The sequence below is a fragment of the Billgrantia aerodenitrificans genome (assembly GCF_021404405.1).
GTDB lineage: Bacteria > Pseudomonadota > Gammaproteobacteria > Pseudomonadales > Halomonadaceae > Halomonas > Halomonas aerodenitrificans.
Window position 1 is genome coordinate 67,615 of sequence record NZ_JABFTV010000001.1, and the last position, 12,351, is coordinate 79,965.

Sequence of the window (12,351 nt, forward strand, 5' to 3'; positions counted from 1 at the left end):
GTTTGACCACCTGGCCAAGCGGTTGGAGGCTCCCATGTCCAAAGTATGTCAGGTTACCGGCAAGCGCCCGGTGACTGGTAATAACGTTTCACACTCCCAGCGCAAGACCCGTCGTCGCTTCTTGCCGAACCTGCACACCCACCGTTTCTGGGTGGAGTCCGAGAACCGCTTCGTCAAGCTGCGGGTCTCCTCCAAGGGTATGCGCATCATCGACAAGAAGGGCATCGACGCGGTGCTCAGCGACATCCGCAAGCGCGGCGAAGCCGTCTAAGCGACCAGATCAGGGAGTAAGCAGCCATGCGTGACAAGATCAAGCTGGTGTCCAGTGCCGGTACCGGTCACTTCTACACCACCGACAAGAACAAGCGGAACACTCCGGACAAGCTCGAATTCAAGAAATTCGATCCGGTCGTCCGCAAGCACGTGATGTACAAGGAAGCCAAGATCAAGTAAGCCGATTCGGTGTCCGTCGCCAAGACGGGCGCCCTGGCGACTTGATGGCTTCCAGCCGCAGGTAGCAAGACCTGTCCTCCTGAACCCGGTTTTTACCGGGTTCAGGCGTATCTATTTCCGGGATTTTTCACCATGCCCGAGCTTCCCGAAGTCGAAACCACCCGGCGCGGCATCGCCCCCCACGTGGAAGGGCGCGAGATCGTCGAGGCGATCGTGCGCCAACCGCGGTTGCGCGTGCCGGTGCCCGAGGACTTCATCGAGCGCCTGGTGGGCTCGCGCATCGGCACTCTCTCTCGCCGCGCCAAGTACCTGCTGCTGCCGATCGAGGGTGAGGGAAAAGCGAGCGCCGGCAGCCTGATCTGGCATCTGGGCATGTCGGGTAGCCTGCGCATTGCCCGGCTGGGTGAGCTGCCGAAGAAGCACGATCACGTCGACCTGGTGTTCGACGACGGCGCCATCCTGCGTTACCACGACCCGCGCCGCTTTGGCTTCGTCGACTGGCTGGCCGGCAGCGCCGAGCGTGACCCACGGCTGGCGAACCTGGGGCCGGAACCGCTGTCCGACGCCTTCGACGGTGAACGCCTCTACCAACTCTCCCGGGGCCGGCGCATGGCAGTCAAGCCGTTCCTGATGGACAATGCCGTGGTGGTGGGCGTGGGCAACATCTACGCCAGCGAGGCGCTGTTCCTGGCCGGCATCGACCCGCGCCGGGCGGCGGGGCGCATCTCCCGCGATCGCTACGAGCGCCTGGCGGCAGCCATCCGCGAGGTGCTGGCCGCCGCCATCACCCAAGGCGGGACGACGTTGCGCGACTTCGTCAGCGGCACCGGCGAGCCGGGCTACTTCAAGCAGCGCCTCAACGTATACGGCCGCCACGGCCAGGGCTGCCTGCGCTGCAACGGCGAGCTGCGGCTGGTGACGCTGGGCCAGCGGGCCAGTGTCTTCTGCCCCTCTTGCCAAACATGATCCCCATTCCATGAGACCGACCATGACCCAGACCCTGCGCCTCAAGAAGAACGCCGACCGCCGCCTCAAGGCCGGCCACCTGTGGCTCTACTCCAACGAGGTCGACATCGAGGCCACGCCGCTCAAGGGCCTCGAGCCGGGCGCCCAGGTGGTGGTCGAAGCCGCCAACGGCAAGGCCATGGGCGTGGCCTACGTCAATCCCAACTCGCTGATCTGCGCCCGGGTGGTGTCGCGCGATCCCAACATGCGTCTCGACCGCTCGCTGCTGGTGCACCGCTTCAACCAGGCGCTGTCGCTGCGTCAACGCCTCTATGCCAAGCCGTTCTACCGGCTGGTGCACGGCGAGGGCGACCTGCTGCCGGGGCTAGTGGTGGACCGCTTCGACGATGTGCTCGTGGTGCAGCTCAACACCCTTGGCATGGAGCGCCTCGCCGAGGAGGTCGTCGCCGCACTGGACAAGGTGGTGTCACCGCGGGTCATCGTGTTCAAGAACGACTCCTCCGGGCGGCGCCAGGAGCAGCTCGAGCGTCAGGTCACCCTGGCCAAGGGCGAGCTCGACGGCCCGGTGCTGATGGAAGAGAACGGCGTGCGCTTCCACGCTCCGGTGCTCGACGGCCAGAAGACCGGCTGGTTCTACGATCACCGCGCCAACCGCGCCTGGCTCAACGGCCTGGTGGCCGGCAAGCGGGTACTGGACCTGTTCAGCTACATCGGCGGCTGGGGCGTACAGGCGGCGGCTCACGGCGCCAGCGAAGTGCTGTGCGTGGACGCCAGCGCCCAGGCCCTGGAGCGGGTGGCCGAGAACGCGGCCCTCAACGGCCTGCACGAGCAGGTGGCGGTGGGCGAGGCCGATGCCTTCGAGGCGCTGGCCGCACTCAAGGCCGACGGCGAGCAGTTCGATGTGGTGATCCTCGACCCGCCGGCGTTCATCAAGAAGCGCAAGGACATCCCCAACGGCGAACGCGCCTACGCCAAACTCAACCGCGATGCGATGCGCCTGCTGGGCCGCGACGGCCTGCTGCTGTCGGCATCCTGCTCCATGCACCTGGCCCCCGAGCGGCTGGTGGACGTGGTGCGCGGTGCGGTGCGCCACCAGGACCGTCACGGTCAGATCGTCTATCAGGGCCATCAGGCGGCGGACCACCCGGTGCATCCGGCGATCCCGGAAACCGCTTACCTGAAGGCTTTGGGCGTCCGCGTCTTCCGGGATTGAAATGAGCGGCTACGTGCGCGTCTTCGCCCACTCCAATGCGCTGCTGGTCAGCCACGTACGCAACGTGCTGGACGCGGCGGGCATCCCCGTGGAGCTGCGCAACATGGTGTTGGGCGGCGGCGCGGGCGAGCTGCCCCTGGGCGAATGCGAGCCCGAGGTGTGGGTGGCGGTGCACAACCGTGAGCGTGCCGAGGCGTTGATCCAAGCGGCCCTGTCCGGCGCTGCCGACGCACCGGTCTGGCGCTGCCCCCACTGCGGCGAAGCGCTGGAGGGCGTATTCGATACCTGCTGGCGCTGCGGCACGTCCAAGACCTGAACCTGCAAGGGAGTGCACCATGACACAGGAGTGGGACCTTCCCGATCCGTTCGTGATCGAACTCGAGGTGCAGGCCTCGGCCATCGACGAGTACTGTCACGCCAACAATGCCGCCTACCTGCGCTGGGTCGAGCAGGTGAGCTGGGCGCATTCGGAGCATCTCGGCCTCGATCTGGCGCGCTATCGTGAGCTGGACCGGGCCATGGCCGTGCACCGCCACGAACTCGACTACCTGGCGCCTGCCTTCGAGGGAGAGCGCCTGACGCTTGCCACCTGGATCGTCGGCTGCGACGGCCGCCTGACCCTGACCCGCCGCTTCCAGCTCGTTCGACCCGCCGACGGTCGCACTCTGCTGCGCGCTCGCACCCGCTTCGCCTGTATCGAACTCTCCAGCGGTCGGCCACGCCGCCTGCCCGAGGAGTACGTGGCGATCTACGGTGGCGCGCTGGTGGCCGAGTGAGGCGTGATTTTTTTGTCATCACGCTCTTAAAAATAACGATTTTCTGCTGCTCTGGCCTTGAGAATGGATTTTTGCCGTTCTTTACCGTTGGTACTTCGTGTATGGACTGACTGTGCTGTAATGGGCGTGACGATCCCCTGACAAGGACGATCCCTAACAAGACAGCGCCGTTGGAGGTACCCCATGAAGATCGCCGTGCCGAAGGAAATCAAGAACCATGAGTATCGCGTCGCCCTGACTCCCACCGGAGCGCGGGAGCTGGCGGCGCGTGGCCATTCGGTGACCGTTCAGGTGGGGGCCGGGGAAGGAGCGGGCTTCGCCGATACCGACTATGAAGCGGCAGGCGCCCGGCTCGAGGCCGACGTCGATACCCTGTGGGGCGAGGCCGAGCTGATCCTCAAGGTCAAGGAGCCGCAACCGGAAGAGGTGGCGCGGCTCTCCCGCGGCCAGACCCTGTTCACCTACCTGCACCTGGCGGCCGAGGAGAAGCTGACCCGCGGCCTGATGGAGAGCGGGGCCACCTGCATCGCCTACGAGACCGTGACCGACCGCCAGGGCGGCCTGCCGCTGCTGGCGCCGATGAGCACCGTGGCCGGTCGCATGGCCATTCAGGCCGGCGCTCACAGTCTGGAAAAGGCCCAGGGCGGCTCCGGTGTGCTGCTGCCCGGCGTGCCCGGCGTGGCGCCGGGCAGGGTGACCGTGATCGGCGGCGGTGTGGTGGGCGAGAACGCCGCGCGCATGGCATTGGGCCTGGGTGCCGAGGTCAGCGTGCTGGACAAGTCGATTGCGCGCCTCGAAGTGCTCGACGACCGCTACCAGGGGCGTATGAAGACCATCTTCTCCACCGCCGACGCCATCGACGAGGCGGTGCGCGAGAGCGACCTGATCGTGGGTGCCGTGCTGATTCCCGGCGCCGCCGCGCCCAAGCTGATCACCCGGGCCATGCTCGCCGACATGAAGCCCGGCAGCGTGCTGGTGGACGTCGCCATCGACCAGGGCGGCTGCTTCGAGACCAGCAAGCCTACCACCCACGCCGAGCCGACCTACGTGGTCGACGGTATCGTCCACTACTGCGTGGCCAACATGCCGGGTGCGGTGGCGCGTACCTCGACCCAGGCGCTGACCAACGCCACCCTGCCGTTCGTCATCGCCCTGGCCGACAAGGGCTGGAAGCGGGCGCTGGCCGACGATGCCCACTTCCTGCCCGGGCTCAACGTCCACGACGGGCAGATCACCTACCGCGCCGTGGCCGAGGCTTTCGGCCTGGAATCTGTCGATCCCGCCACTCTGGTGCGATGAAGACTGAGGTATGCGAGGGCGTCGAGGTAGGGTCCGGGGACAGGTCGAAGCGGAGATCATTCTTCATGGATGAAGAATGTAGCGCCCAGGGATGGGTTCACAGCGTCTCCGCGTAGTGCCTGTCGCCGGGACCCTTCCGGTCGTAGCAACGTCTCACGGCCATGAGGAATCTCTTTTCGGGGTGGTCTCTGCCAGGTCGCCTTGACCGCCCCCTCGCGTTACCATAGCGGGCATTTCCGACAAGCAGAGTCCGCTTTCCATGAGTGCAGCTTCCCAGAAGACACGCGTTCTCACCGGTATCACCACCACCGGTACACCGCACCTCGGCAACTACGTCGGTGCCATCAAGCCCGCCATCGCCGCGAGCCAGGACCCGAGCGTGCAGTCCTACTACTTTCTCGCCGACCTGCACGCACTGATCAAGTGCCAGGACCCGCAGCGGGTGCAGGAGTCGCGCCTGGAGATCGCCGCCACCTGGCTGGCGCTGGGGCTCGATACCGACAACGCCATCTTCTACCGCCAGTCGGACATTCCCGAGATCCCCGAACTCACCTGGATGCTCTCCTGCGTGTGCGCCAAGGGCCTGATGAATCGCGCCCACGCCTATAAGGCGGCGGTGGCCGAGAACGAGGCCGCCGGCAACCAGGACCCCGACAAGGGCATCACCATGGGCCTGTTCGGCTACCCGGTGCTGATGGCCGCCGACATCCTCATGTTCAACGCCCACAAGGTGCCGGTGGGGCGTGACCAGATCCAGCACATCGAGATGGCCCGCGACATCGGCGGGCGCTACAACCACCTGTTCAAGGGCGAATACTTCACCCTGCCCGAGGCGGTGGTCGACGACGAGGTGGCAGTGCTCAACGGTCTCGATGGGCGCAAGATGTCCAAGAGCTACAACAACACTATCCCGCTGTTCGTCTCCGAGAAGAAGCTTCTCAAGCTGGTGCGCAAGATCAAGACCAACTCGCTGGAGCCCGGCGAGCCCAAGGACCCGGAAGGCTGCACCCTGTTCCAGATCTACTCCGCTTTCGCCAGCCGCGAGGAGCGCGAAGCGATGCGTGCCGAGTACGCCAACGGCATCGGCTGGGGCGAGGCCAAGAACCGCCTGTTCGAGCAGCTCGACACTCAGCTGCGCGAACCGCGGGAGCGCTACCAGGCGCTGATGGAGGACCCCGGCCACATCGAGAGCGTGCTGCAGAAGGGCGCCGAACGAGCCCGCGCCGAGGCCGCGCCGTTCATGGACAAGCTGCGCCAGGCCGTGGGCCTGGGACGTTTCGTCTAACCTTCGAAGCTGACCTTGGAAGGGAGTTGAACGGGGCGCCTGCGGGCGCCCCGCTGCGTTGGGTGCACGCTGGCGGACTGCGGCCGAACTTGCCAAGCTGCAGGGGCAACTCGAAAGGAGAAGTTTCATGGCCACTGCATTGGAAGCGAAAGGGCCCCGGCAGACCTCCCTGGCACTGGGGGCTCTGCTGCTGGCTGGCGCTGTGTTGATCGGCCTGGCCTATGGTACCCGCCTGGGTCTGCTGATGATCGTCGGGGCACTGCTCGGCGTGTCGCTCTACCATGCCGCCTTCGGCTTCACTGCCGCCTGGCGGGTGTTCATCAGCGAGCGACGCGGGCGCGGGCTGCGCGCCCAGATGGTGATGCTGGCCATCGCCGTGCTGCTGTTCTTTCCCGCCCTGGGGGCGGGCACCCTGTGGGGCCAGAGTGTGACCGGCTTCGTCTCTCCGATAGGCATCTCGGTGGTGGTGGGCGCCTTCCTCTTCGGCATCGGCATGCAGCTCGGCGGTGGCTGTGCCTCGGGCACGCTGTTCACCGCCGGCGGCGGTAACGCCCGCATGGTCATCACCCTGATCTTTTTCATCGTCGGCTCGGTGATCGGCAGCGCTCACTTCACCTGGTGGATGGGCTTGCCGGCCTTTCAGCCGGTATCGCTGGTACAGACCTTCGGCGCCGGCGGCGGTATCGCCGTGAGCCTGACTCTGTTCGCTGCCATTGCCGCATCCACCATATTGCTGGAGAAGCGCCGTCACGGCGGTCTTGAGGAGGCGCCGCGGGCCAACTTCAGCCAGGGGCGTTGGCTCACCGGGCCCTGGCCCTTGCTGCTGGGTGCCGTGGCGCTGGCGCTGCTCAACTTCGCCACCCTGGCGCTTGCCGGGCGCCCTTGGGGCATCACCTCCGCTTTTGCCCTGTGGGGGGCCAAGGTCTACGAGTTCCTTGGCGGCGACGTGAGCCAGTGGGGCTACTGGCAGAGTCCCGACAATGCCGCGGCGCTGCGCGCCAGCGTGTGGAGCGACATCACCACGGTGATGAACGTGGGTATCATCCTCGGTGCCATGGTGGCCGCCACGCTGGCCGGGCGCTTCGCGCCGACCCTGCGCATTCCGTTTGGCTCGGTGATGGCGGCGGTGATCGGCGGGCTGATGCTGGGCTATGGCGCGCGACTCGCCTTCGGTTGCAACATCGGCGCCTACTTCAGCGGCATCGCTTCCGGCAGCCTGCACGGCTGGGTGTGGCTGGTGGCGGGTTTTGCCGGCAATGCGGTCGGCGTGCGACTGCGTCCGCTATTCTTCGGGCGCCCCAGCGAGGGATCCCGGGCCAAGAGCGGCTGAGTCGGTGCGCCATGGTGCGGGAGGCGTGGTAGAGTTACGCCAAAGCGCCACCAGAGCGCTCGGGAAACCCGCCTGTCGAGCGATTCCCTACGGCCCGGTTCCAGTCACCGTATCGAGACAAGAGATGCCTGAAAGCAAACGTCCACTTTACATTCCCTACGCTGGTCCTTCGCTGCTCGAGATGCCGCTGCTCAACAAGGGCAGCGCCTTCACTCGCGAGGAGCGGCTCGAATTCAACCTGGTCGGGCTGCTACCGCAGAACGTCGAGTCCATCGAGGAGCAGGCGGAGCGGGCCTACCACCAGTACCAGCAGTGCCATAGCGACCTGGAGCGGCATATCCACCTGCGGGCGATCCAGGACGACAACGAGACGCTCTACTATCACATGGTCATGGAGCATCTCGAGGAGATGCTGCCGATCATCTACACCCCCACGGTGGGGCAGGCCTGCGAGGAGTTCTCCAACATCTACCGCAGCCACCGCGGTCTGTTCATCAGCTACCCCGACCGGGAGCGGATGGATGACATCCTGCGCAGCGCCACCAAAGACAAAGTCAAGGTGATCGTGGTCACCGACGGCGAGCGTATTCTCGGTCTCGGCGATCAGGGTATCGGCGGCATGGGCATCCCCATCGGCAAGCTGGCGCTGTATACCGCCTGTGGCGGCATCAGCCCAGCCTATACGCTGCCGATCATGCTCGACGTGGGCACCAACAATCAGACGTTGCTCGACGATCCCATGTACATGGGCTGGCGTCACCCGCGCATCTCCCAGGAGGAATATGACGTCTTCCTCGAGGACTTCATCGCCGCGGTTAAACGGCGCTGGCCCAACGTGCTGCTGCAGTTCGAGGACTTCGCCCAGGCCAATGCGGTGCCGCTGCTGGAGCGCTATCGCGACCAGTTATGCTGCTTCAACGATGACGTGCAGGGCACTGCGGCGGTGGCCGTGGGCACCCTGATGGCGGCCTGCCAGGCCCGTGACGAGACCATCGCCGACCAGCGCGTGGTGTTCGTCGGCGCCGGCTCCGCTGGCTGCGGCATCGCCGAGCAGGTCGTCATTGCCATGCAGGCCGAAGGCCTCAGCGAGAAGGAGGCGCGGCGGCGGGTGTTCATGGTCGACCGCGAGGGGCTCGTCACCAGCGATCAGGAGTGGCTGCGCGACTTCCAGCGCCGCCTGGCTCACGATCCGGCGCTGGTCAAAGAGTGGCAGGACCAGTCGCTGCTCGAGGTGGCGCGTCACATCAAACCCACCGTGTTGATCGGTGTCTCGGGGCAGCCGGGGCTGTTCTCCGAGGAGGTCATCCGCGCCATGCATGCCGGCTGCGAGCGCCCGGTGATCATGCCGCTCTCCAACCCTACCTCCCGCGTCGAGGCCGTGCCGGCGGACGTGATCGAGTGGACCAACGGCCAGGCCCTGGTGGCCACCGGCAGTCCCTTCCCGCCGGTGGAGTACGAGGGCAAGATCTACCCCATCGCCCAGTGCAACAACGCCTACATCTTCCCCGGCATCGGTCTCGGCGTGGTGGCCAGCGGTGCCAAGCGCATCACCGATACCATGCTGATGACCGCGTCCCGGGCGCTGGCCCGCGAGGCGCCGCTGGTGAAGGAGGGCAAGGGGGCATTGTTGCCGCCGCTGTCCCACATCCGCGAGCTTTCCAAGGCCATTGCCTTCGAAGTCGCCGCCCAGGCCCAGCAGGAGGGGATGGCGCTGCGCACCGACGGCATCAAGCTGCGTCAGGCCATCGAGCGCAGCAGCTGGACGCCGGAGTATCGCAGCTATCGGCGACGCTCGTTCTGAACCAGAAGCACTAGCCCTGCAATGGCAAAGGCCCTGCCGGTTTTCCGGCAGGGCCTTTGCGTGAGGGCAGGTTGGTAGAGGCCTACGCCGCGCCGATCATCCGCCGCAGCACGTAGTGGAGAATGCCGCCGTGGCGGTAGTACTCCAGTTCGTTGGCGGTGTCGATGCGGCACAGGGCTTCGATCTTCTTCTCTCCCTTGGCGCTCTTCACCGTGACCGTGACCTGGCCACCCGGGGTGAGGTCGGCCAACCCCTCGATGGAGATCGTCTCGTCGCCGGTCAGGCCGAGTGTCTTGCGGCTCTCGCCCTCGGGGAACTGCAGCGGCACCACGCCCATGCCGATCAGGTTGGAGCGGTGGATACGCTCGTAGGACTCGGCCAGCACCGCGCGCACGCCGAGCAGCCGTGTGCCCTTGGCCGCCCAGTCCCGCGACGAGCCGGTGCCGTACTCCTTGCCGGCCACCACCACCAGCGGCGTGCCCTTCTCCTGATACTTCATCGCCGCATCGTAGATCGCCATCTGCTCGCCCGAGGGCACGTGGCGGGTCTCGCCGCCCACCACGCCGTCGAGCATCTCGTTGCGGATACGCACGTTAGCGAAGGTGCCGCGCATCATCACTTCGTGATTGCCGCGCCGGGAGCCGTAGGAGTTGAAGTCCACCGGCTTGATGCCGCGCTCCTGCAGATAGCGACCGGCAGGGCTGTCGGGCTTGATCGAGCCGGCCGGCGAGATGTGGTCGGTGGTCACCGAGTCGCCCAGGATGGCGAGGATATGGGCGTCTCTGACGTCCTCGATCGGCTCCGGGGTACGGCCCATGCCCTCGAAGAAGGGCGGGTGCTGGATGTAGGTGGAAGAGGGCGACCACTCGTAGACCTGGCTATGGGGCACCTGCAGCGCCTTCCAGGTCTCGTCGCCCTCGAACACCTCGGCGTACTCCTTGCGGAACATCTCGGTCTTGACCTTCTCCACCGCATTGGCGATGTCGGCCTGTGAGGGCCAGATGTCCTGCAGATAGACCGGATTGCCGTCCTGGTCCTCGCCCAGCGGGTCCTGGGTGAGATCCAGGCGCACGTTGCCGGCCAGGGCGTAGGCCACCACCAGCGGCGGCGAGGCGAGCCAGTTGGTCTTCACCAGCGGATGGATGCGCCCTTCGAAGTTGCGGTTGCCGGAGAGCACCGAGGCCACGGTGAGGTCGCCGTCTTCCACGGCCTTCTCGATGGGCGGCGGCAGCGGGCCGGAGTTGCCGATACAGGTGGTGCAGCCGTAGCCCACCAGGTTGAAGCCCAGCGCATCCAGATCGTCCTGCACGTCACCGGCGGCCAGGTATTCGGTGACCACCTTGGAGCCCGGCGCCAGCGAGGTCTTGACCCACGGCTTGGTGGTGAGCCCTTTGGCGCGGGCATTACGCGCCAGCAGGCCGGCGGCCAGCATCACGCTGGGGTTGGAGGTGTTGGTGCAGGAGGTAATGGCGGCAATGACCACGGCACCAGGGTTGAGCTTGAACTGCTCGCCGTCCAGCTCGACGTTCTGGCTGTCATGATGCTCGTAGCTGTCGTGGACACCGACGGCGGTCTGCCCGCCTTCGGAGAACAGGCGACCTTTCTCTTCGCTGGGCGGTGCCTTGCCGTTCTCTTCCCCCTGCATCAGCTTCTCGAAGGTGGTTTTCATGTCCTTGAGCGCCACCCGATCCTGAGGCCGCTTGGGGCCGGCCAGGCTGGCCTCGACGTCGCTCAGGTCGAGGTGCAGGGTGTCGCTGAAGATTGGCTCGTCGCCGGGCTCTCGCCACAGCCCCTGGGCCTGGCAATACTCCTTCACCAGAGCGATCAGGCTGTCGTCGCGGCCGGTCAGGCGCAGGTAGGCCAGGGTCTCGTCGTCGACCGGGAAGAAGCCGCAGGTGGCGCCGTATTCCGGCGCCATGTTGGCGATGGTGGCGCGGTCGGCCAGCGGCAGGTCGGCCAGGCCGTCGCCGTAGAATTCGACGAACTTGCCTACCACGCCGCGGCTGCGCAGCATCTGGGTCACCGTCAGCACCAGGTCGGTGGCGGTGATGCCTTCCTTGAGCCTACCGGTGAGCTTGAAGCCGACCACTTCGGGAATCAGCATCGACACCGGCTGGCCGAGCATGGCGGCTTCGGCCTCGATGCCGCCGACCCCCCAGCCGAGCACGCCGAGGCCGTTGATCATGGTGGTGTGGGAGTCGGTGCCTACCAGGGTGTCGGGGTAGGCAAAGGTCTTACCGCTCTCCTCCTTGGTCCACACCGTGCGGCCCAGGTACTCCAGGTTGACCTGATGACAGATGCCGGTGCCCGGCGGCACCACGCTGAAGTTGTCGAAGGCGTCCTGACCCCAGCGCAGGAACTCGTAGCGCTCGCGGTTGCGCTCCATCTCGATGGCGACGTTGTCCTTGAAGGCGGTGGGGTTGCCGAACTTGTCCACCATCACCGAGTGATCGATGACCAGATCCACCGGCGACAGCGGGTTGATGCGTGACGGATCCTCGCCGAGCTTTTCCACCGCGGCGCGCATTGAGGCCAGGTCCACCACGCCGGGAACGCCGGTGAAGTCCTGCATCAGCACCCGTGCCGGGCGATAGCCGATCTCGCGATTCGAGCGTCCGCCCTGCTGCCAGTCGATCAATGCCTGGATGTCCTCGCGCGCCACGCTCGGGTCGTCGGCGAAGCGCAGCTGATTCTCCAGCAGGATCTTCAGCGTCTTGGGCAGCCGGTCGATGTTGCCCATCTCCTCGGCCACCTTGGGCAGCGAGTAGTAGTGATAAGTGGTGCCGTCTGCGGCCAGGGTCTGCAGCGTATCCGGCATCTCGTCACGGCTCATGAAGGCCTCCTGTCACGGTTGAGAACGGTCCTTTTCGTACTCTCGTCTTTATCACATGGTCATGATAGGTCCCCCTTTCAAGCGCTGCCCAAGGTTTCTATGCTGAAGGAAAATCCGTTGCATGGCGCCGAGGCTCCGCCGGGGGAGGAGTTGGCGCCGGGAGTTTCGTCATGCATGAAGAACGCCTCGACAGCCATTCCGTTCACTGCCCCTACTGCAGCATGCCCTTCGACCTGCCGCTGGATCTCTCGCAAGGCAGCCACCAGACATGGGAAGACTGCCCGTTCTGCTGCGCACCGATCCAGGTGCGGGTCGACGTGTCGCCCATGGATGGGGAGCTGGAGAGCCTGATGCTGGGTCGCGATGACGAGGTGCTGTAGGCTGGCCCGTGCTCT

Annotated in this window: 12 protein-coding genes; 11 read left to right on the top strand and 1 reads right to left on the bottom strand. The window is 65.9% G+C overall.

Going from position 1 to position 12,351, the window contains the following annotated elements; genetic code table 11:
- Positions 1–34: 34 nt before the first annotated feature.
- The 10 genes from rpmB to HOP59_RS00405 all read left to right on the top strand — a co-directional run bounded on the left by rpmB (position 35) and on the right by HOP59_RS00405 (position 9,123).
- On the top strand, positions 35–271 hold the full coding sequence (gene rpmB / locus HOP59_RS00360; RefSeq protein WP_010630182.1) for a 50S ribosomal protein L28: 237 nt from the start codon (positions 35–37) through the stop codon (positions 269–271).
- A 26-nt stretch (positions 272–297) separates the two neighbouring features.
- Positions 298–453, top strand: coding sequence for a 50S ribosomal protein L33 (gene rpmG / locus HOP59_RS00365; protein WP_086509014.1), 156 nt, complete (start codon positions 298–300; stop codon positions 451–453).
- A gap of 132 nt (positions 454–585) precedes the next feature.
- On the top strand, positions 586–1,419 hold the full coding sequence (gene mutM / locus HOP59_RS00370; RefSeq protein ID WP_234252385.1) for a bifunctional DNA-formamidopyrimidine glycosylase/DNA-(apurinic or apyrimidinic site) lyase: 834 nt from the start codon (positions 586–588) through the stop codon (positions 1,417–1,419).
- 22 nt (positions 1,420–1,441) lie between these two features.
- Positions 1,442–2,632 carry a class I SAM-dependent rRNA methyltransferase gene (locus HOP59_RS00375; protein ID WP_010630179.1) on the top strand — a complete coding sequence of 397 codons (1,191 nt, stop codon included), beginning with the start codon at positions 1,442–1,444 and terminating at the stop codon, positions 2,630–2,632.
- A 1-nt stretch (position 2,633) separates the two neighbouring features.
- Entirely contained in the window at positions 2,634–2,948 is a 315-nt protein-coding gene (locus HOP59_RS00380) for a putative signal transducing protein (protein ID WP_234252389.1), read from the top strand.
- A 19-nt stretch (positions 2,949–2,967) separates the two neighbouring features.
- Positions 2,968–3,408: an acyl-CoA thioesterase gene (locus HOP59_RS00385; RefSeq protein WP_234252391.1), complete on the top strand. Its 441-nt coding sequence runs from the start codon at positions 2,968–2,970 to the stop codon at positions 3,406–3,408.
- 183 nt (positions 3,409–3,591) lie between these two features.
- On the top strand, positions 3,592–4,707 hold the full coding sequence (gene ald / locus HOP59_RS00390) for an alanine dehydrogenase (RefSeq protein WP_010630176.1): 1,116 nt from the start codon (positions 3,592–3,594) through the stop codon (positions 4,705–4,707).
- A gap of 259 nt (positions 4,708–4,966) precedes the next feature.
- Complete coding sequence (locus tag HOP59_RS00395) at positions 4,967–5,992, top strand: tryptophan--tRNA ligase (protein WP_234252393.1); 1,026 nt, start codon at positions 4,967–4,969, stop codon at positions 5,990–5,992.
- Positions 5,993–6,119: 127 nt separating this feature from the next.
- On the top strand, positions 6,120–7,322 hold the full coding sequence (locus tag HOP59_RS00400; protein WP_234252395.1) for a YeeE/YedE family protein: 1,203 nt from the start codon (positions 6,120–6,122) through the stop codon (positions 7,320–7,322).
- 124 nt (positions 7,323–7,446) lie between these two features.
- On the top strand, positions 7,447–9,123 hold the full coding sequence (locus tag HOP59_RS00405; RefSeq protein WP_234252396.1) for an NAD-dependent malic enzyme: 1,677 nt from the start codon (positions 7,447–7,449) through the stop codon (positions 9,121–9,123).
- 82 nt (positions 9,124–9,205) lie between these two features.
- Here HOP59_RS00405 and acnA read toward each other — a convergent pair whose 3' ends face one another.
- Positions 9,206–11,956 (bottom strand): aconitate hydratase AcnA, encoded by a 2,751-nt coding sequence (acnA, locus tag HOP59_RS00410; RefSeq protein WP_234252398.1) that lies wholly within the window; start codon positions 11,954–11,956, stop codon positions 9,206–9,208.
- A 170-nt stretch (positions 11,957–12,126) separates the two neighbouring features.
- Between acnA and HOP59_RS00415 the strand changes: the two genes are divergently transcribed.
- Positions 12,127–12,336: a zinc ribbon domain-containing protein gene (locus HOP59_RS00415; RefSeq protein WP_010630171.1), complete on the top strand. Its 210-nt coding sequence runs from the start codon at positions 12,127–12,129 to the stop codon at positions 12,334–12,336.
- Positions 12,337–12,351 lie beyond the last annotated feature (15 nt).